Here is a 22374-nt window from a genome sequence, read left to right as displayed (position 1 = left end):
CCACGGCAAAGCCCGAAAGGCCACTATATGGTGGCCAGGTGCGGATAACCAGAGCACAGCGCAACGCGGTGGCCGAAAAGATCACCAGCCTTGAGCGGTCGTTCTACGGGCGCGGTCCGCGCAACGTCAAGGTGTCGGTCAGCGACGACGAACCGATCAGCCTGGTCGTGCTGTCGGTCGACAGCCTGACTGTCGCCGACGCCGTGCTCAGCGAGCGCGGGCACAAGGACGCCGTCATCCGGCACCACGAGGCGCTGCACGAAGCCACCAAGGCGGAGTTCCAGGACGCGATCGAGGAGATCATCGGCAGCCCGGTCTCGGCGTACCTCGCGCAGGTGCACCCCACCACCGGCTTCGCGGTACGGGTGTTCGTCTTCAGCGACCAGGGCGACGACGACGAGGCCTGAGATAGGGTCGCCAGGTGCAGACTGATCCTGTTGTCGCGCCGTACGGGGAATGGGACTCACCGGTGACGGCGGCCGATGTCGCCGGTGCCCGGATCAGGGTCGCCTACCCCCACATCCACGGTGACGAGCTGTGGTGGCAGGAGATCCCGCCGCGGAACGGCGGCAGGACCACGGTGATGCACAGGGCCGCCGACGGCACGATCACGTCCGCCCTGCCGCCGGGTTACGAGGCGCGCACCCGCGTCCAGGAATACGGTGGCAAGTCCTATTTGCCCGTCCCTGGCACCGGCCTGGTGTTCGCCAACTTCGAGGACCAGCGGCTCTACCTGGTCGCCGACGGCGGCTGCGTACCGTTGACGCCGCCGGATTCCGGCCGGTACGCCGATTACGTGCTGTCGCCGGACGGGACTGAGGTGTGGTGCGTCCGCGAGATGCCGGGACAGCCGCCGGTCCGCGCGATCGTGGCCGTCGCGCTCGACGGCAGCGAAAGCGTCCGCGAACTGGTGGACACCGGCGACTTCCTGGCGCACCCGACGCCGTCGCCGGACGGCACCGCCTTGGCGTGGGTGTCCTGGAACCGGCCGGACATGCCGTGGGACTCCGCGCAGCTGCGCGTCGCCCGGCTCGGTGAAGCGGGCGACAAGGTCGTGCTCGGCGGGCCGGCCGAGTCGGTCATGGCGCCGCTGTGGCGTGACGACGACAGCCTGTACGCCATCTCGGACCGGTCCGGCTGGTGGAACCCGCACATCGTCGGCCTGACAGGCCAAGTGCGGGACATCTGCCCGCGCGAGGAGGAGTTCTCCGATCCCCTGTGGCGTCTGGGCGGGCGCCCGTTCGGCGAGCTCCCGGACGGACGGCTGGTCGTGCTGCACGGTCTCGGCGAACTGCGTCTCGGTGTCCTGGACCCGGATTCGGGGAAGATCACCGACGTCCCGACGCCGTACACGTCCTTCGCTTCGGCGTTGACTGTGGACGGTCACACCGTCGCGTGCGTGGGATACAGCCCGGACCTTCCCGCCGCGGTGATCACAGTGGACTTGATCAACGGTCACTGTGACGTGGTACGGCCGGAAGAGGCGCTCGTGCACACGCGTTACCTCCCGTCGGCCAAGGCCGTGGAGTTCACCGGCGACGACGGCAAACCGGTGCACGGTTTCCTCTACCCGCCGTCGAATCCCGACTTCCGCGGGCCGGACGGCGAGAAGCCGCCGTACGTCCTGTGGGTGCACGGCGGGCCGACCGGGCATTCGACGTCCGCTTTCGACATCAACAAGGCGTACTTCACCAGCCGCGGCATCGGAGTACTCGACCTGAACTACGGCGGGTCGAGCGGTTACGGCCGCGCGTACCGCGATCGCCTGCTGGGCAAGTGGGGCATCGTCGACGTGGCCGACGCGGTGACCGCCGCGCGTGCCCTGGTCGCGCAAGGCCTCGCCGACGAAGCCAGACTGGGAATCCGCGGTGGATCGGCGGGCGGCTGGACAGTGCTCGTCGCCGCGACCAGGAGCACGGTTTTCGCGGCAGGCGTGTCGTACTACGGCGTCAGCGACTTGAAGCTGTTCGCCGAGCAGACGCACGACTTCGAGGCGGGCTACCTCGATTTCCTGGTGGGTCCGCTGCCGGAAAGCGCCGAGCTGTACCGGGAACGCTCACCGCTCGGGCACGTCAGCGCGCAGACGTGCCCGCTGTTGCTGCTGCAGGGCCTGATCGACCCCGTTGTGCCGCCGTCACAAGCGTTGGTGCTGATCGGCGAGCTGGCCGCGCACGACGTGGACCACACGTACATCGCGTTCGCCGAGGAGTCGCACGGTTTCCGCAAACCGGTGAACGTGAAGGCGAGCCTGGAGGCGGAGCTGGCCTTCTACGGCAGGGTCTTCGGCGACGCCTCGCGCTGATCACCCGCTGTGGCTGCGTTTTCCGGTCAGCACCGCGCCGGGTTTCGCACCCGTCTCGGCGAACAGGACCATCGCCTCCGACCAGGTCCGGTGTGCCGCGTCGGTGTCGCCGACGCTGGTCTGCAGGACGGCTTGGACGTGCAGCGCGCGGGCTTCCACGAGACGTTGCTTTCCCTGGCGGGCCAGGGCGATCGCCTGTTCGACGCTGGTCGCGGCGAGCTCGGCCTGTCCCGTCCGTATTTGGCAGAACGCCAGCACTATCGCCACCTGCGGTTCCAGCACCCGCATCTGCGAGTTCTGGATCCGAGCGCGGGCCTGCTGCCCGTACTCCAGCGCCGTTTCCGGGTTGCCACGGCCGATGTGGGCCAGCGCCATCCCGATCAGGGTCGAGGTCTCGCCGTATCCGAAGCCGATTCGCCGTGCCAGCGCCAACGCGTTGGCGTAACCCTCGATCGCGCCGTCGAAGTCACCGAGACGTTGCCGGATCGTCGCGGCGACTTCGATGGCGCTGGCTTCGTTGCGGCGTTCGCCGAGTTGCAGGCTCATGGTGATCGCCTCGTCGGCGATCTCGGCGGCCTCGGCGTGCCTGCCCGCGTCGCAGTACGTCTCGGCCAGGCACACCATGGAGATCAGCTCCCCGTGCCGGTAGCCGAGCGTGCGGCACGCCTCAAGGCTCTCCCGGTGGTGCGCGGCTGCCTCGTCGATCCTGCCGAGGGTCCAGTGCGCCAGCCCGAGCCCGTTGATCGCGCGCAGCTCGGAGTACCGGTTGCCGATCTGCCTGCTGAGGTCCCTGGCCCGCTCGTGCCACGTGACCGCTTCGACGGCGTCGCCGAACGACAGGTAGGCGGCGCCGATGTAGTTCAACGCCAACGCCTCCGCGGTCCGGTTGCCGGACTCCTGACTGATCTCCAGCGCTTGCTTGTGGTACAGCATCGACGGCGCCGGCCTGCCGAGCTGGGCGTACACGCGACCGAGGTTGTGCAGGGAGTCCGCGGTCGCCTCCTTGTCCCCGGCGCGTTGAGTGACTTCGAGCGCCGCCGTGTGCAGGCCGATCGCGCGCAGGTAGTCGCTGAGGTTGTAGTGGATCAGCCCGCTCAGGTCCAGGATCGACGCCTCGGCGAGCGCGTCACCCGAGTACCGCGCGGCCGACAGCGCGGCCTCGCAGATGGCCAGCCCGTCGATGGCGTGACCCTGGGCCTGGAAGTATCCGCGCATCGCGTCGGCGAGGTGGCACGCGTGCGCGTGGTACTCGGGCAGTGACGCGGCACGTTTGACAGCGGCAAGCAGGTTCGCCCGCTCGAGGTCGAGCCAGCCCAGCGCGGCCGTCTCGGTGCCGAACGGCTCCGCCGGGCTGGTCGGCAACGGCTTGAGCCGCCGGGTCCCCGGGTACAACGTGATCACAGCCTGGTCGACAGTCCCCAGGTAGTGGTCGAACAGCGCGAGGTCGGACGCCCGCCGGTCGGCAGGCGAGTCCTCCCCGGCGCACTGGCTCGCGGCGAACTCCCTGATCAGGTCGTGGAAGTGGTAACGGCTGCCGCGCTGCGCCAGCAGGTTCGCCGCGACCAGCCGGTCCAGCGAACGCCGGGCCTGAGTGCCGGGCAGGCCGCACGCGGCCGCCGCCGCGTGCACCGTGAAGTCCAGGCAGGCAGCCGCGCCGAGCAACCGGAACACTCGCGCGGTCGTGGCGTCCAACGCCCGGTAGGACAACAGGAACGTGGCACGGACCGCGACGCTCGGGTCACCTTCGATCGCGAGGATGGCCATCCGGTCACCCTCGCGCAGCGCCGTGACGTAGTCCAGCACGGTGGCGTGCTGGCCGCCGAGCAGGTTCGCCGCCGCGATCCGCAGGGCGAGCGGCAGGTAGCCGCACAGGTGCGCCAGCTCGGTGATCGCGTCCGGCTCGTCGCCGATCAGCTCGGCCAACAGGGCGCGCGCCTCGGCGGCGCCGAGAACGTCGAGCCGGACCATCCGGGCGTCGTTGACGACCGTGAGCCCGCGCAGGTCGGCACGGCTGGTCACGACCGCGGCGCAGCCCGGCGCCGACGGCAGCAGCGGCCTGCACTGTTCGGCGTTGCCCGCGTTGTCCAGTACTACCAGCACTTTCCGGTCGGCCAACAGCGACCGGTACAGCGCGACCTGCTCATCGACGGTCACCGGGACGGCCTGGCACGCTGTGCCCAGCACCCGCAGCAGTTGCGTCAGCGCCTGCTCGGCGGTCATCGGCGACTCGTGCCCGCGCAGGTCGATGAACAGCTGGCCGTCGGGAAAATGCCCGGCGACCCGGTGGGCCCAGCGGACGACCAGTGACGTCTTGCCGATCCCGCCGGAGCCCACGACCACTGCCAGCTCGGCCCGTCCGGTGCCGAGCAGGCCGTCCAGCGTCGCCAGTTCCTTCTCCCTGCCTGCCAGGTACGCCACGTCCGGCGGCAGCAGTCGCGGTGGAACCGGTTGCGCGGCAGGCTCCGGCTCCGGCGCGATGTCGAGGGCCGGGTCGGCGCCGAGGATTCGCTGGTGCATCCGTCGGACGTCGACGCCGGGCTCGATGCCCAGCTCGTCGACGAACGACCGGCGCATCCGCGCGTACGCGTCCAGGGCCTCGTCCTGCCTGCCCAGCCGGTACAACGCCAGCATGAGCAGGCTCCACAACCGTTCGCGGAACGGGTGCTGGGCGAGCAGCGTGCGCAGTTCCACGGCTGCCTCGCTGTGCCCGCCGAGTTCCAGCCGCGCCTGCACGCGGTCCTCGCTTGCCCGCACACGTAGTTCGTCGAGCCGCCCGAGTTCGCCGCGCAGCGAGTGCGGCACGGGCAGACCGTCCAGGACAGGCCCACGCCACAGGTCCAGCGCCGCGGTCAGCTTCGCCACGGCCGCGGACGGATCGCCTGCCTGCAACAGCACTCGTCCTGTCGCGGTGAGCTCGGTGAACACGGTGGCGTCCAGCTCGTCGTCGGCCACGTGCAGGACGTAGCCGCCGCGGCGGTTCTCCAGCCGGTCACTGCCGATGACCCGGCGCAGGCCCGCCACGTACGACTGCAGGTTCGCGCCCGCCGACACCGGCCGGTCCGCGTCCCACAGCGCGTCGAGCAGGAACCCCGTGCGCAGCACCGAATTCGCGTGGAACAGCAGCAAGGCCAGCAACTGCCGCTGCTTGCGCCGCTTCGGCAGCTCAGCGGCGCTGTCGACCCCCAGCGGACCCAATACGCGATAGCGCAAACCGCCCCCAGTTTTCGCCCCAGTCGGACAATCCGCCCGCCTGAAATGATACCCGCGATCCGCGTGCCCGTAATGTGCTTTGTTCGCGGGTGACGGCGGGCTTTGACGGGCATCGAGTACGCCGGTGTATGGGGTTTTGTGTAGCGCCGCAGGTCAGGATCCGTTCATTGGCAACGTTCCTGACAAGGCGGTGGGGGAGTGCGGCGGTTACTGCTGTGCGCCGTTTCAGCGGCATTGGTTCTGCAAGGGGTTTCGGCGGGCGTGACGCGACCGCCTGCCGCGGACGCCGGTCAGGCGACGCCGGAGACGATCGCGAGGACCACGGGCAAACGTGCCGAGGTGCTCGCCGAGCGGACCGCCACCGGCCAGGTGTTCGCGAACCCGAACGGGTCGTACACGCTGGAGCAGGCGCTCGAACCGGTACGCACCAAGCAAGGCGGCGAATGGGTCGACCTGGACACCCGGGTGCTGGTCCGGCCGGGCGGATCCGTTGGTCCACAAGCGACGGTTACCCCGACGCGGTTCTCCCGTGGCGGCGCCGAACCGCTCGTGGAGTTCGGCGGTACGGACAAACTGGTGTTGCGCTGGCCGTCACCGCTGCCGGAGCCGAAGCTGGACGGCGCCAAGGCGCGCTACGCCGACGTGCTGCCCGGCGTGGACCTCGAGCTGGAGGCATTCAAACAGGGTTTCGGATACGCGCTGGTGGTCCGGACGCCGCAGGCGGCCGCGAATCCCGCGCTCGACCAGCTCCGGCTGACCGTCGACGGGGCCGGGCTGGAGGTCAGGCCACGAGACGGCGGCGGACTCACGGCGGTGACCAAGGACGGCAAGGAGATCTTCCGCGCGGCACCAGCCGGGATGTGGGACACGGCCGCGAACGGTGAGCCGGGCGCCAACCACAGCACCGCCACCGCGAAGGCGGCCGACGGGCGGATCACGATCGCGCCGGACCGCAAGCTGCTGAACTCGGCCGACGCCGATTTCCCGATCACCATCGCCGCGCAGTGGACACCGCTCGGCCAGTTCGGCTGGACGTCGGTCTACTACCAGTACCCCAATCAGGGTTACTGGAACGGCGCCAACATGGGCACCGACAAACGGGCCAGAGTCGGGTACTCCGAATGGGAGGACCCGATCGTGACCGTGCGCTCGTTCTTCCACTTCGACCTGCGCTCGATCCGGGACAAGCACGTGCTCTACTCGGAGCTGAACATCCTGGGCTCGTACTCCTCCGCGTGCGGCGACAGCTCGTTCTGGCTCGCGCACGCCGGTCAGGTCAGCCCGGACACGACGTGGAACAACCAGCCCGCCATCGGCAAGGTCCAGCACAGGCACGAAAGCGGTTTCGGCCGTGGCGACTGCGGCGCGCGCTGGATCGGCTGGAACGTGACCGACGAGGTGGCCTTCTCCAACGCGCGCGAGGACTGGGTGACGTTCCGGCTCTCCGGCGAGGAGGGCAACACCCTGGCCTGGCGCAAGTTCGACACCACTTCGCAGGGCGAGCACCCGAAGCTGATCGTGAACTACAACCGCTACCCGTGGGCGCCGGGCAACCTGACCGCGTCGCCCAAGCCGGGATGCGGTGGCGCGCCGCCGAACGCGCCGCACATCTCGACGAACAAGCCCGTCCTGATGGCGGATGCCGCGGACCCCGACGGCGACCGGGTGACCGCCACGTTCCGCGTGTACTGGAACGGGACGCAGAACTACCGGGACTTCAACGTCGGGCCGCAGGAGTCGGGATCCCGGTTCCAGCTGGAAGTCCCCGGTGACATGTTCACCCATGGGCAGACGCTGGCGTGGCACGTGCTGACGACCGATCCGCACGGCGCCCAGTCGGGCTGGGCCGGGCCGTGTTACCTGACCGTCGACACGACACCGCCCGACCGGAAACCGATCGTCACGTCGACCGACTACCCCGAGGGCCGCTCGTCCGGCGCGCCCGGCAAGACCGGCCGGTTCACGTTCAACGCCAACGGTCTCGCCGACGCTGCCGGTTTCGCCTACCGTGTCGGCGGCCAGGGCTGGCGGCAGGTCGACGCCCCCGGCGGTTCGGCCACAGTGGACGTCACACCGGTCACGGCCGACGGTACCCGGCTCGATGTGGCCATTGTGGACAAGGCGGGCAACCAGGGTGTCGACAACGAGCTGGACCCGTCCCGCAGCAACGTCCGCAAGTACGAGATCCGGGTCAACGGGCCGACGCCACCGACCGGCCACTGGCGGCTGGACGGCCGCAACAACGAGACGGCCGCACCCGACTCGACCGGGCGGCATCCAGGTACCGTCGCGAACGGGGGATGGGGACACGGCCGCAACGGTGACGCGGTTTCCCTCAGCGGGAACGCCGGTTCGGAGGTGCCCACCCGCAACGGCCCGGCCGTCGACGCGACCAGGAGCTACACGGTCAGCGCGTGGGTGAAGCTGCGCGACCACCCCGGCGACATCTGGAAGACCGCGGTCAGCCAGGACGGCGAGCGGGTCAGCCGGTTCGCCCTGCAGTACGCCGGGAGCGGCATCCGCAAGTGGGCCTTCTCGATGATGTCGCACGACAACGACGGGCCCGCGATCGAGCAGGCCGTCGCCACCGACCCGAAGTTCACACCGAGGACTGAGGTGTGGACACACCTGACCGGTGTCTACAACTCGACCTACGGAACGCTGCAGCTCTACGTCAACGGGGAACTGGCCGGGACCGGGCAGCACACCGGCAACTGGACCAGCCAACCGGCCAGGACACTGCAGATCGGTCGCGGCAAGTGGGCAGGCAACACCGGTGACAACTTCCCCGGCCTGATCGACGACGTCAAGGTGTTCGACCGGGCGTTGCCGGACATCAGGCTGGACACGTCCGGCTCGGAGATCGACCAGCTGGCCGGGCGGCCGGCGAACGAGATCGCGGCGTGGAACTTCGACGACGCCACCGGCACGGTCACCACCGACTTCACCGGGCAGCAGACCGCGATGACCTTGTCGGCGGGCATCGGCTGGGCACCGGGCAAGACAGGTACCGGCGCCAGGTTCCCCGGCAACGGCGGCCGCGTCTACGGCTCGGAGCCGGTGATCCGCACCGACGACAGCTTCACCGTGTCGGCGTGGGTCAAGCCGGACGTGCTCGACGCGAAGGCCAGGGCCGTCGCGGCGCAGGAGGGTGTGCACAACAGCGGGTTCTACCTGATGTACCGCAACGACTCCGGCAAACCCGTCGGCGAGTGGACGATGACGGTGCCGAACAAGGACGCGGCCAGTCCGGAGCTGCGCCACGCCCGTGCGTCCGTGCCCGCGCGAGTGGGGGAATGGACGCATGTCGCGGGCGTCTACGACGACGGCCAGCAGGAGATCCGGGTCTACGTCAACGGCGTGCTGAGCGGCACCGGCGCGGTGCCGGGCGGCATGCAGTGGAACGCGCCCGGTCCGTTCCAGGTGGGCAACGCGAAGTGGGACGGCAAGCACCCACTCGACTTCCTCGGCACGATCGACGAGGTCCGCGTGTTCGACGGCGTGCGCACGGGTGAGGAGATCACCGACGAAGCGGCCAACCCGGTGCCCAGCCGGGTGAAGTCCAAGGCGCACACCCGGTACGCCTCGCCCAAGGACCAGTTCAGCTTCAACGGCCCGACACCTGCCGGGTACTTCAAGGCCGGAGACCTCGGGTACTACCCGCCGCCCGGCACCCCGGGCACGCACATGCTCTACAGCTGCCGCCTCGGGACCGACGGATTCACCTCCACCCGCGCCGACTGCGAGGGCGCCAAGCTGATCAGTCCACTTGGGCCGGTCTACGACACCGCCGGGGAAGGCCGGACCGGGCTGTACCGGTGCCTGCACAGCGGCAGGTACTTCGACTCGCTGGTCGCGGACTGCGAGGGGCAGACGGTCGTGGTGACCCTCGGCTACACGCTGCCCTACGTCACGTTGCAGCGCTACCAGTCGTTCGAGGGAGCACCGGATTCCCGCAGCGACGTCGGGTTCGCGCCGCTGACGTACCGGCACGAACGAGACCTGGTCGCGGTGCACCACGGTCCCCGCCCCGGGCAGATCGGTCTGTACCTGTGCAAGGACGGTACGGACACGTACGCCGCGATCGACGCCCAATGCGGCGGAAAGCAACTGCTGAAAGCCACCGGCTGGCTGTGGGTGGACAAACCCGCTGATCCGGCTGCCACCCGGTTGTACTCGTGCACCCGGATCGGGACACCCGACCGGTTCGAGTCGACCGACCAGTACTGCGAGGGCCAGGACGTCGTCGGGCCGCTCGGCTACGGCATCGACCCGGCCCGGGTCACCAGTTAGATCCACAAAGGAGAGAGAGTGCGAAGAACTCTGTTGTTGCTCGTCGGCCTGATCGCCCTGCTCGTACCGCAGACACCTGCGATGGCGGCGTCCTCGGCCACGCACCAGGCCACGGAAACCGGTTGGACGGCGGTGCTGAGCACGTGGCCGGGTCAGGGCTACTGGAACGGCGGTCCACTGCACGAAGGGCGTGCCCCGGTCGGCTACCAGGGCTGGGACGCACCCAGCACGATCGCCCGCAGCTACTTCATGTTCGACACGAACCCCGTGCGGGGCAAGCGGGTGCTGCGTGCGGAGTTCGTGGTGTGGAACTCGTTCTCGTCCACCTGCCTGACCACGCCGGTCGAGCTGTGGGGCGCCACGGCGATCTCACCGCAGACCACGTGGAGCAACCAGCCGCAGCGGTGGCAGCTGGACCAGCGCTACGTCCCGGGCGCCGGGCAGCACTGCGGCCCGAGCCAGCCGATCAGCTTCGACATCACGTCGTACGTGGCGCAGGTCGCGGCATCCGGTGCCCCTGACGTGACGTTCGGGCTGGCCGGCAACGAGTACGACCGGACGGCGTTCCGCAAGTTCGACACCAGCAGCAGCACCGGCAACCGCCCGCAGCTGCTGATCACCTACGAGTAGTGAGGAACCGAATGAGACCCAGACATGCCATCCGAGCGGGCCTCGCGGTCGCGCTCGGGGCATCGCTGCTGGCCGTTCCGGCCGCCCCGGTGGTGGCGGCCGAACGGCCACCGGGGGATCCGGCGCCGCTCAGCCGCGCCGCGAAAGTGGCGGGAGTCAACGCGCAGGCCAAGCCGATACCGGTGGATCCGGTGTGGGAGGGACGCCAGAAGGGCACGCCTGCCGTGACGTGGCCCGCCGCGGGAACGGCCGATGTGCCATTGGGGACGGTCGGGACCCAATCAGTCCGTGCGGGCGGGCTGCCCGTGCGGCTCAAGGCACCGGCGCCCGGCGCCGACGGCACGGCACCCGCGCAGGTCTCCGTCGAACTGTTCGACCGCGCGAGAGCAGACGCGGCTGGGGTGACCGGCAGTGTGTTGACCTTGCGCAGGTCCGACGGTGTCAACGCGCCGGGGCCGGTGGAGGTCGAGCTGGACTACTCGGGGTTTCGTGCCGCGTTCGGCGGGGACTGGGGCTCCCGGCTGCGGATCGTGTCGTTGCCGGAGTGCGCCGTGACGACGCCGGAGAAGTCCGAGTGCCAGAAGCAGACACCGCTCAAGACCGGCAACTCGTTCGCCACCAGCACGGCTTCGGCCAGGGTGGTGACCTCGCAGCACACCGGGGTGTACGCGCTGTCAGCCGCGCCCGAGGGTTCGACCGGCGACTACAAGGCGACCTCGTTGTCACCGTCGGCGACCTGGCAGACCGCTTTGCAGAGCGGCAGTTTCTCGGTGGCGCAGGACTTCGCCGTTCCGTCGGTTCCCGGCGGTCTGGTGCCGAAGGTCGGACTGTCCTATTCCTCCGGCAGTGTCGACGGTCGTACTGTCGCGACGAACAACCAGCCGTCCTGGGTGGGTGAGGGCTGGAACCTGTGGTCCGGGTACGTGTCATGGGGGCTGAGCTCCTGTGTGGACCAGGGCGTCCAGGAGTCCGGCGACCTGTGCTGGACCGACAACCAGGCGTCCATCGTGTTCAACGGCAAGGCGTCCCCGCTCGTGTACGACTCGGGCCAGAGGAAGTGGCGGCTCAAGGACGACGACGGGTCCAGAGTGGATCTCTGGAACGGCGCGAACAACGGTGACCACGGCGGCGACTACTGGCGCGTCACCACGACTGACGGCACGCAGTACTTCTTCGGAAGGCACGCCGACACCCAGTCGGCGTGGACCGTGCCGATGTTCGGCAACAACGACAACGAGCCGTGCAAGAAGGCGACGTTCGCCGAATCGTGGTGCCAGCAGGCGTGGCGCTGGAACCTCGACTACGTGGTCGACCGCGCGGGCAACACCATCAAGTACTTCTACACCAAGGAGACCAACGCCTACGGCATCAACCTCGCCAAGGGCAAGGCGGACTACACCCGCGGCGGCGTTCTCGACCGGATCGAGTACGGCGGCAAGGACGGCCAGAGCACGGGATACGCCGAGGTGCGGTTCGACAACGCCCAGCGTTGCCAGGAAGGCTCGGACTGCGCCAGGAAGGAGAGCTTCCCGGACGTCCCGTTCGACCGCGAGTGCACCGGCGCGACCTGCCCGGAGAAGTACTCGCCGACGTTCTGGACGACCAAGCGGCTGGCCAAGGTGAGCACATTCCTGGCCGGGCAGCTGCTCGACACGTGGACGCTGGAGCACGGCTTCCCCGCCAACGGGGACGGCACGGCTGCGGGGTTGTGGCTGCAGCAGGTCACACACACCGGTCACCGCGGGGGCACCGCGCTCAGCTCACCGCCCACGAAGTACCACGGCACACCGGAACCGAACCGGATCAACACCGCGCAGGACGGCCTGCCGCCGATGCTCAAACACCGGATCCACACCATCTACAACGAGTCCGGTGGCAAGACCGAGGTGAACTGGAAGCCGCACGACTGCGAGGCGGACACCAAGCCGGCACCGGAGAACAACACCAAACGGTGTTTCCCGCAGCGCTGGGCGCCGCCCGGTGCGGCGGCCACGGACGACTGGTTCCGCAAGTACGTCGTGGGTGAGGTGCTCACCGACGACCGGGTCGGCGGCAGCCTGCCCGGCAAGACCACCTACGAGTACGGCGGTGGCGGCGCGTGGCACTACGACGACAATCCTCTGGTCAAAGCGGACTACCGCTCGTGGACGCAGTGGCGTGGCTACGCGGAGGTGAAGGTACGCACCGGCAACACCGCCAGCCAGCCGGACGTCAAGCAGACCGAGATGCAGACGCGGTACTACCGCGGCATGCACGGAGACCGGTTGAACAAGGACGGCGGGTCGAGGCCGGCGACCGTGGAGGACTCGGCCGGGGTGAAACGGGAGGACTCCGACGGCCTGCAGGGCTTCAAGTTGGAGGAGCGCACGCTCAACGGCGTCGACGGCCCGGAGATCTCCGGCTCGCTCAACGAACCCGTGCGCAAGCAGACCGGTGCGCAGGGCAGCAGTGTCGCGTACTCGATCCGGGTCGCGAAGACACTGGGCCGCACCACGATCACCGGTGGCCCGCCGCGGAAGACCGAAGTCGTCAACACGTATGACGATGACGGTTTCCTGAAGGAGACGAAGGATCTCGGCGACGTCGCAACAGCCGAGGACGACCGGTGCACGACCACCACGTACGCGCGCAACCGGGACACGTGGGTCTTGGACCTGCCAAGCCAGTCGACCACGGTCGGTGTCGCATGTGGTGTGGCAGCGGTGTTCCCACGGGACTCGATCTCCGACGTCCGCACTTACTACGACGGTCGCGAATGGAACACCGCTCCGGCCGCCGGGTACGCGACCAAGGTGGAGCGAGTCCGGGACTACCAAGCGGACGGGAAGCCCGTCTACCTGGTCGACTCGGAGACGTCCTACGACGCTTCCGGTCGCGTGCTCACGTCACAGGACGCGTTGAAACGCAAGACAACCACGACGTACGAACCCCAGTCGGGTGTTCCGGCGGCAGTGACGGTCACCAACCCCAAGGGGCACAAGACTGTCACCGAGTACGAAGTGAACGGCGTGGTCAAGGCCACCAAGGATGTGAACGGCCGCAAGACGGAACTCGCGTACGACCCGCAGGGACGGTTGACCGGGGTGTGGCGGCCCGGTCGGGTCAAGGGCACCGACGGCCCGCACATCCGGTACGGCTACCAGCTGCGCAACGACGGCACCAGCTGGGTGTCCGCTGAGGAGCTGAAGGCGAACCAGAACTACCAGACCGGATACATCCTGTACGACGGCTTCATGCGCGCGCGGCAGACCCAGTCGCCCGCTTGGCTCGAACCGGGGACACCGCCGGGCCGGGTGGTCACGGACACGATCCACGACTCGCGGGGCGTCGTGGTCAAGCAGAACGCCAAGTACTACGCCGAAGGCGCGGCGGGCGGCACGTTGCTGACCTCGCCTGCCGGGGACGCGGCGATCCCGTCGCAGACCAGGCTGACCTACGACGGCGCCGCCCGTGTGGTGCGCTCCGAGCAGTTCACCAAGAACCAGCCCGCCTCGGCGGCGTGGTTCACCACCACCGAGTACCGCGGCGACATGACGGTCGTGACGCCTGCCAAGGGCGGCACCAAGACCGCGACCCTCGTCGACGCTCGTGGCAGGCAGACCGAGGTCCGGCAACTGTCCGCGGGGATCGACGTCACCACGACGAAGTACACGTACTCCAAGGCCGGTCAGCTGGACAAGATCACCGACACCAGCGGCAACGACTGGACCTACGGGCACGACGTGCTCGGCAGGACGGTGACCAGGAGCGACCCGGACAAGGGCGCGTCGGTGCTGACGTACGACGACGCCGGCCAGCTCAAGACCCGGACCGACGCACGCCAGAAGGTGATCACCTACGACTACGACGAGCTCGGCCGGACCACGGCGACGTGGGACGGCAACACCAAGCTGACCGAGCTGACCTACGACCCGGCCGGCGCGCTCGGCCAGGTGGCGACCAGCACCAGGTTCACCGGCGGCGTGCCGTACAAGTCGGAGATCGTCGGCTACGACGACGGCTACCGGCCGACCGAGGAGGTGATCACGGTGCCGGCCTCGGAGGCCGGTCTCGCCGGAACGTACCGGACGGTGGCCGAGTACAACCCGAACGGCACGTTGAAGAAGATCGTCACCCCGAAGCTGGGGGCGGACCTCGGCGGTGAGGAGGTCAAGTACGGCTACGACGAGTTCGGCCTGCTGAGCTCGGTCACCGGCAGCGAGACCTACGTCGGGTACACGCGGTACACCGAGTTCGGTGAGCCGGAGATGATCCGCCGTGGCAAGGTGAACGCCGAGACGTGGACGCGGTGGGACTACGGCGTGGTGACCCGCAGGGTCGCGCAGCTCGCCGTCGACCGGCGGGCGTCCACGACCTACGACTCCGACATGCGCTACACGTACGACGAGTCGGGCAACATCACCAAGCTGACGACGGCCATGCCCGGCCAGACGTTCGACGCGCAGTGTTTCGGGTACGACTACCTGCGCCGGATGACGCAGTCGTGGTCGACCGCGACGGACTGTGGCGGTGTCGGCCAGAACGTGGGCGGCCCGGCGCCGTACTGGACGTCGTACACCTACGACGCTGTCGGCAACCGGGCGACGGAGACCGAGCACGGCCTCGGCGGCAACCGCGACACCGTTCGCAAGTCGTCGTACCCGGCGGCGAAGCAGGCCCGTCCGCACGCTCCGCTCACGGTGACCGTCGATGGTCCGCAGGGAACGAAGACCGAGGCGTTCGGGTACACCGAGACCGGCACAGTCAAGTCCCGTCCGGGCCCGCAGGGTGTCCAGCAGTCGATGAACTGGGACACCGAGGACCGTCTTGCGTCCACTTCGGCCGGTACCGGATATGTGTACGGGTTGGACGGTTCGCGGCTGATCAGCCGCGACGACAAGGGATCGACGCTGTACCTGCCCACCGGTGAGGTCCGCTGGGACAAGACGGCCAACAAGGCGTCCGGCACCAGGTACTACCCGCACAACGGCAACGTGGTCGGTATGCGCACAGCCGTCGGGGTGACCTGGTTGTCCCAGGACACCAACGGCACGGATGTCGTGGCAGTGACCGGGACGACGGTGACAACTCGCCGGTTGGATCCATTCGGTGAGCTGCGGGGCGCTCCGGTGGCCTGGCCGTCGACGCGCGGGTTCGTCGGCGGTGTCACCGAGGCGGCCACGGGGCTCACGTCGCTGGGCGTGCGCGCCTACGACCCGGCTGGTGGCAAGTTCGTCGCCGTGGACCCGGTGCTGAAATCGTCCGATCCGGATCACCTCAACGGGTACAGCTACGCCAAGAACAGCCCGATCACGTTGAGCGACCCGGATGGCCGCATCCCGCGCAGCTGCCCGGACGGCGAATGCAAATTCGGTCCGTACCAGCCCGGCAAGGGCCCGGCGTCGACGTTCGACGGCGACGACGGCGACTGGGGACCGGCGAAGCTCACGACCCGGGGCAACCCGTGGCCGACGCACAAGCCGCTGGTGTCGGTCGTGCCGAAGGGACAGCCACGGCCGATGCAGAGCTGTGTCTTCGACAAGTGCCGTGTGATGAAGCCGTGGGAGGTCAGGCCCACCGAGTGCGCGAACGTCAGTGTGACCCAGCCGGAGTGCTCGAAAGCCCTGTCGAAGCAGGCGGGGGAGAAGAAGGCATGGGAGAACGAGCAGCACGCGAAGTGGGTCGAGGCGAACAAGCCGAAGAACGCCTTGACGGTCAGCATCTGCGGTGCCATTTGGGGACAGGTCGTCGGCATGGTCGGTGGCGAGGCGTGCCTCAACTTCGACCAGTACGGCATCGGGGTGTCGGCCGCGCGCAAGGGCGGCGCGGGCGCGTCCATCGGTGGTGGTCTCGACCTCGGCATCAAGGTCAGCCAGGGACACATCGAGGACCTCGGCGGGACAGGCACGTGGGCGGGGGTACCGATCGGCCCGGTCGGTGTCGAGATCTCGGAGAGCGACGACAAGGGCCCGATGGCGGTCGGTGTCTCCGGTGGGCTGTCGGCCGGGATCGGCGCACCGTCGTTCGGCCGTGAGGCCGCCACGTCGACCCGGTTGCACGGGTACAACCCATACGCGGAGGAGCGTTGATCTGAGATGAGTGGTCGCCACCGGTGCTCTCGCGGCACCGGTGGCGACCGGCGTCAGGGCTGAGCCAACGCGGCCGGTGGGGAGTTGCCGCACGTGGCGCCTTCGACGTACTGGGGCGTCACGATGAACACGAACTGGCGCACCCGATCGGCCGCCAGTTCGTCGAGCGCGTAGGACTCCGCGATGCGAATCCCGTGGCGCATCAGCAGTTCCTGGTGCACGGGAATGATCGTGCCGTCGTTGTTCACGGGATTGCCCAGCACCTCGAGGGTCCACGTGTCGCTGCCGATCAGCACCGGCCGGAACTTCGCCAGGTACCGGGCTTCACGCAGGTAGATGCCCGGCATGCCGCCGGATCCGCCCCACCGCGCGAGCTCGGCTGGATCGCGCCGGGCGAGCAGGTTGTTCCAACCGGTGCGCAGCAGCACGGCGTCACCGGGGTCGATCCGGTCGATCCGGCCGAACTCCATGGCCTGCTTGATGTCCTCGACGGTGATCCGGTAGTTGTCCTTGAGCACCGGCTGCCCGTTGGCCGCGGGCGCCCCCAGCGCGTCCTGCTGGCCCGTCGCCACCTTCACGCCGACGATGTCCAGCAGGATTCCCTTGGTGACGATCGGGCCCGTGTGCTCGCCGCCGAGCATCGCGGTGCCGTGGTCGCGGGCGATGTCCGGGCCCCGGAACCCGTTGTAGAACAGCCCGGCCGCGCCGATGTGGTTCAGTCCGTCCAATTGGGATCCGATTTGGAAGGTGCAGTACGGCTCGAACCGTTCCTCGTGCACACTGAGCTTGTTGACCCCGAACGGTTCCTCGAACGCGACGTGGCCGCCGAAACCGGGTGGCGGGGGATAGCCGCCGAGCAGCAGCTTCAGCTCGTGCCGCCGTTCCGGCTGGTAGGGCTGGATCGTCGGGAACCCGCTCCACATCAGTGTGCCGAGGTTGTACGTCTTCACCGGGCGGTTGTCGTCCAGTGTCTGCCGCAGGACACGGGCGGTCTTCGCCGGTGTCACCTCGTTGAGCGTGCCTCGTTGGTCGCGCGGCCCGTACCTGCTGGGCGCCCAATCGCTCAGGGTGGCCGGGTTGGTGTAGTCGAACGGCGCGTCATCGGGGCCAACGGCGTGGGCTTCGGACGGCAACGCGGTGAGCACTGTGCCCGCCGCACCGGCCTTCAGCACGCCCCGGCGGGACAGGCTGGCTCGCAACAGATCGATGTTCACACCCGTACGGACTCGTCGCGGGCTGGGAACTCATCGCGATCCGTTGATCGACAGCACCGGCGGCTGGGCGCGCGGACGGCCCAGCAAGTAGCCCTGCGCCTGGTCGCAGCCGAGTTCCTGGAGCATGGCGAACTGCTCGGCGTCCTCGACTCCCTCGGCGATCGTGGTCAGCCCGAGCGCCTGGCCGAGCCGGATCACCGCGGTCACGATCTCCCGGTCGGACGGGTCGGTGACCAGCCCGGCCACGAACGACCGGTCCACCTTGATGATGCTGACCGGCAGCCGCTTGAGGTAGCTCAGCGACGAGTAGCCGGTGCCGAAGTCGTCGATGCCCAGCCCGACGCCCATCTCCCTGAGCTCCTCGAACTGCCGCAGCGTGGACGTGTCCGCGTCCATCAGCACGGTCTCGGTCAGCTCCAGCGCCAGCGCGGACGGCTCCAGCCCGGCGGCGGTCAGCGCGCGGCCGACAGTCCTGGCCAGGTCCGGTTGCGTGGCCTGGCGTGCCGAGAGGTTCACTGCCGTGCGGAAGTCCGGTGGGACGAGCCCGTCCGCGCGCCACCGCGCGAGCTGGCGGCACGCCTCCTGCAGGACGTACGTCCCGATCGGGACGATCAGGCCGCTGTCCTCGGCCACCTGGATGAACGCCGCGGGCGGCAGCAGGCCGTGGTTCTCCTCGCGCAGCCGCACCAGCGACTCCACCGCCACCGCCTTGCCGGTGCCCAGTTCGATCACCGGCTGGAAGTGCAGCACGAACCGGTCGTCGCGCAACGCCTGGCGCAGCGTGGACGCGACCGCGACCCGGTCGACCGCACGGGCCCGCCGCGTCTCGTCGAAGATCTCCCAGCGGTTCTTGCCCTGCGTCTTGGCACCGTACATCGCCGCGTCGGCGTTGCGCAGCATGTCCTCCGGGGTCAGGGACTCGTTGTCCGACAGCGCGATGCCGATGCTGGCGGTGACCTCCACCTCGACCTCGTGGCCGGGCAGCACCACGAGCTTGCCCACCGCCGCGGTCAGCCGCTCGGAGATCTCCACCGCGCTCTGCTCGCCTGCCAGGTCCGAGCAGAGCACCACGAACTCGTCGCCACCCAGCCGCGCCACGGTGTCCGCGGGCCGGACCTGCGCGCTGATCCGCTGCCCGATCTCCCGCAGCACCTCGTCGCCGATGTCGTGGCCGAGGCTGTCGTTGATGTCCTTGAACCCGTCGAGGTCGATGAACATCACCGCGGTCAGCACCGGGTGCCGGTCGGCACGGGCGAGCGCTTGCTTGAGCCTGTCCATCAGCAGCGCCCGGTTGGGCAGACCGGTCAGCGAGTCGTGCAGCGCCTGGTGCACCAGGCGCGCCTCGGCCTCCCGGCGTTCGGTGATGTCCTCGATCTGCGTGACCAGGTACACCGGGGCGTTGTCGTGCGGACGCACGGGCGACACCGTGACCTGGCCCCACACGACCCGGCCGTCCGCGTGGTAGTACCGCTTCACGCCGTGGAACGGCTCGTTGCTGCCCGCTTTCATGGCCGCGACCGCAGCGCCGCCGACCGCGTAGTCCTCGGGATGGCTCACGTCCGCGACGGTCAGCGACAGCAACTCGGCCTCGGTACGGCCGAGCATCTCGCACAACGCCTTGTTGACCTGGAGGAACACCGCGCCCTCACCGACGAGGCACATCCCGATCGACGCGTGGTCGAACGCCTGGCGGAAGCGCGCCTCCGCGTCGCGCAGGTCCCGCTCGGCCGCGCGGCGCGCGGTCACGTCGATCCCCGTCGAGATCACGTGCGTGACCCCGCCCTCGTCGTCGACGATCGCGCCGTTGGACCAGGACACGTCGAACTTGGCACCGTCGCGGCGGATCCATGTGTGTTCGTAGACCGCGGGCAGGTCCGACGGCCTGATGTCCCGGTAGTACGCCGCGCAGCTCGCGCGTTCCTCCTCGGGCAGGAACAGGTCCCAGAACGGTTTGCCGACCACGTCGGCGAACGCGTACCCGGTGATCAGCTCGCAGGCCCGGTTGAACCGCACGATCCGCCCGCCGCGGTCGAACACCACGATCAGGCTGCCCGCGACGTCGAGCACCGCGTCGACGAAGTCGTGTTCCCGTCTCAGGTGCAGCTCCGACAGCCGTTGTTCCTCGACCATCTCCTGCAACTGGTGTGCCATTCCGTTGAATGCAGTCGCCATGTCACCGATCTCGTCGCGGCTGCGCACTCGTACGCGTTCCGCCAAGTTGCCTTTCGCCAGGCTGGTCGCCCCCCTGGCGACCGCGCCGATATCCGTACTCATCCGTCGGGCGAGCCAAACCGTTAGCAGCACCGCGATCGCGAATGCGGCGAGCACACCGGTCAGCGCGAATGCCCGGTCCGCCGTGTCGCTGTCCTGCCGGATCCGCAGCATGCGCGTTTCCTGGTCCAGGATCGCCGACCAGAGCGTAACCATTGTGGCCGACGCGCCTTCGATCGCACGCGCGTAAGCGTTCCTGTCGATCCACACGGTCGTCGCCTCGACGAAATCGCGCGTGGTCATTGTGGCCAGATCAGTCACGGCCAAGTACGCCGTACGCAACTGCGGGGCCAGCTGATCACGCATCGCGCGGCCGTCCGCGGTGGTGCCGGACGCGCGGAATGCCGTGAAAAGACTGTCCTGCAGCACGTCCGCGTGCCGCATCAGCATCGCCACGTCGCCTGCCACCTTGGTCCGGTCGGGCAGCGCGACCTCGCCGGAGGTGAGCAGGTCGTCGACGGTGTTGCCGAGCCTGCTGATCCGGATCACCAGCTCGGGCGAGCAGACCACCATCGCGTCGGCGAGGTGGTAGGTGCCCAGTTCGGGGTCGAGCACCAGGTTGGACGTCGCGCCGACGTACCCGATCAGCGTCCGCACGTCGCCGATGAGCATCGCGTGCGCCGCGTCCGCGTTGCCCTTGTCGTAGGTTCCGGACTGGACCGTGCGCCAATTCTGTGCCTGCGTGGCAGGCAACGCGCTGGCGTTCAGGTCCGCATCCGTCGTGCGCAGATCGCCGTTGAGCCGCGCGTCCACTTCGGCCAGCGCGGCATAACCGCTGTTGATCCGTTCCCGCAGTGGCACGAGATCCGCCGCGGGCCGCACCGCCGCGCCAACCTGACGCGTGTACTTCTTGTGCGTTGCCAGATCGGGCAACAGCGTCGTCAGGGGGCGCAGGTATTCCAGGCCGCGCAGTTCGTTGGCGGTCAGCTCGATGCGGCGTGAGTTGGCGTCGAGCAACAGATATGTCGCGCCCGCGAGCAGCGCGGTGAAGGCGATGCCGATCGTTGCCAGCTTGTGCCATATCCGCCAACGTCTGCGCCTTGGCCGTACCTCGTCTTTCCGGTCAGTCAATGTGCTTCCGTGCCTGTCGGCCGGCGCATGCATCGGCAGGGCCACCACCTGGATGTCGCAACTCGTACCTGTGCGGGGCAATGATCTGCCGCGCAATCGAAGTGACGCAACCATCAATATGTGCGAAGGTCGTGAATCGTACCGCCGGAATTGTCAAAACGTGATCAGTTCGAAAGACATCCGATGATGGTCGCGCTCGCCGGGTGTCGTCTCGTGGACTGGGATGTTGATCATATGGTGGGACTTTCGGATTAGCATCCCCGGCATGTCACCGAGAACATTGTTGCAGGTTGGTGCACTTGCCGCGGCTCTGGGGTTGCTCGCCGGGTGCAACGCGGCCAGGACGCCCGGCGGGGCGCCGGGGCCGGCTGGCGGGCCGGCGTTGGTGCTGGTCACGCCGAACCCGGTGGGCGTCAACGACTTCTTCAAGCTGGCCGTGCGCGGGGTCGAGGCCGCGGCGGCCAAGCACAAGGGCGGCCAGAAGGTCTTCCAGAGCACCGATCCCGCGTCGATCCAGCAGAACCTCGCCGCCGCCGTGCGGGAGAAGCCCGCGGTGGTCGTCGCCGTCGGCTTCAACTTCGCGGACGCCGTCGCGGCCGAGGCCGAGCGCAATCCCGGCCAGAAGTTCCTGTTCGTGGACTCGTGCACAGCCAAGCCGTTCGAGAACGTCACCTGCGCGGTGTTCCGCGAGTACGAGGGCAGCTACCTCGCCGGTGCCGAGGCCGGCCTGCTGAGCAAGACCGGGAAAGTCGGTGCGGTGGTCGCGTTGGACACGCCGCAGTTCCGCCGGTTCTCCGTCCCGTTCGGTCAGGGCGCCGAGAAGGTCAAGCCGGGGACAACGTCGACACCGCTGTACATCGGCGGCTCGAACCCGTTCAACGACCCGGCGCGGGCGAAGGCGCTCACGGCGACGCTCGGCGGCCAGGGCGTGGACCAGGTGATGGGTGCCGCCTCGGCGGCAGGCAACCCCGGTGTGTTCGAAGCGGCGAAGCAGGGCGGGTTCTTCGCGTTCGGTGTCGACGTCGACCAGTGCCCGCTGAGCCCCGGCCAGGTCGTGGACAACGTCGTCAAGCGGACCGACGTGGTGATCGGCGACGGCGTCGACGCGATCCTGAGTGGACAGAGCGGCGGCACGAAGTCGTACGGGCTCAAAGAGAATGGCATCTCGCTGACCGGCCTGCAACCCGAAGCGGCATCATCGCAGTGCGTGGTCAAACAGTACCCCGACGTGATCAAGCGGGTCGGCGAGCTGCGTGACCAGATCGTCGCGGGCGCCATCGCAGTCGAAGACCCAGCCAAGCAGTGAGTGGCGTGT

General features: G+C 68.7%; 9 protein-coding genes. 6 read left to right on the top strand and 3 right to left on the bottom strand.

What is annotated here, in order from left to right; genetic code table 11:
- Window positions 1-38: 38 nt before the first annotated feature.
- A complete protein-coding gene (locus AOZ06_RS35980) occupies window positions 39-407 on the top strand; it encodes a Na-translocating system protein MpsC family protein (RefSeq protein ID WP_169799025.1) in 369 nt (122 codons plus the stop codon).
- Window positions 408-421: 14 nt separating this feature from the next.
- Complete coding sequence (locus AOZ06_RS35975) at window positions 422-2302, top strand: S9 family peptidase (RefSeq protein WP_054293453.1); 1881 nt, start codon at window positions 422-424, stop codon at window positions 2300-2302.
- On the opposite strand, the gene AOZ06_RS35970 is transcribed toward AOZ06_RS35975, so the two are convergent.
- Window positions 2303-5497 (bottom strand): AfsR/SARP family transcriptional regulator, encoded by a 3195-nt coding sequence (locus AOZ06_RS35970; RefSeq protein WP_054293452.1) that lies wholly within the window; start codon window positions 5495-5497, stop codon window positions 2303-2305.
- 276 nt (window positions 5498-5773) lie between these two features.
- Here AOZ06_RS35970 and AOZ06_RS35965 point away from each other — a divergent pair, with 276 nt between their 5' ends.
- Genes AOZ06_RS35965 through AOZ06_RS35955 form a run of 3 tightly spaced genes read left to right on the top strand, consistent with a single transcriptional unit; the run spans window position 5774 to window position 16503 of the window.
- Complete coding sequence (locus AOZ06_RS35965) at window positions 5774-9805, top strand: LamG-like jellyroll fold domain-containing protein (RefSeq protein ID WP_054293451.1); 4032 nt, start codon at window positions 5774-5776, stop codon at window positions 9803-9805.
- Window positions 9806-9823: 18 nt separating this feature from the next.
- A complete protein-coding gene (locus AOZ06_RS35960; protein ID WP_157233439.1) occupies window positions 9824-10435 on the top strand; it encodes a DNRLRE domain-containing protein in 612 nt (203 codons plus the stop codon).
- Window positions 10436-10446: 11 nt separating this feature from the next.
- Complete coding sequence (locus tag AOZ06_RS35955; protein WP_054293449.1) at window positions 10447-16503, top strand: RHS repeat-associated core domain-containing protein; 6057 nt, start codon at window positions 10447-10449, stop codon at window positions 16501-16503.
- Between the two features lie 53 nt (window positions 16504-16556).
- On the opposite strand, the gene AOZ06_RS35950 is transcribed toward AOZ06_RS35955, so the two are convergent.
- Together AOZ06_RS35950 and AOZ06_RS35945 are read right to left on the bottom strand one after the other, a co-directional pair.
- Entirely contained in the window at window positions 16557-17717 is a 1161-nt protein-coding gene (locus AOZ06_RS35950) for a cyclase family protein (RefSeq protein ID WP_054293448.1), read from the bottom strand.
- Window positions 17718-17747: 30 nt separating this feature from the next.
- Window positions 17748-21059 (bottom strand): EAL domain-containing protein, encoded by a 3312-nt coding sequence (locus AOZ06_RS35945; protein WP_169799024.1) that lies wholly within the window; start codon window positions 21057-21059, stop codon window positions 17748-17750.
- 265 nt (window positions 21060-21324) lie between these two features.
- Here AOZ06_RS35945 and AOZ06_RS35940 point away from each other — a divergent pair, with 265 nt between their 5' ends.
- Entirely contained in the window at window positions 21325-22365 is a 1041-nt protein-coding gene (locus AOZ06_RS35940; RefSeq protein ID WP_054293446.1) for a BMP family ABC transporter substrate-binding protein, read from the top strand.
- Window positions 22366-22374 lie beyond the last annotated feature (9 nt).

Source organism: Kibdelosporangium phytohabitans (assembly GCF_001302585.1).
GTDB lineage: Bacteria > Actinomycetota > Actinomycetes > Mycobacteriales > Pseudonocardiaceae > Kibdelosporangium > Kibdelosporangium phytohabitans.
Note: the sequence above shows the minus strand (reverse complement) of the source record. Positions and strands in the feature narration are given on the sequence as shown.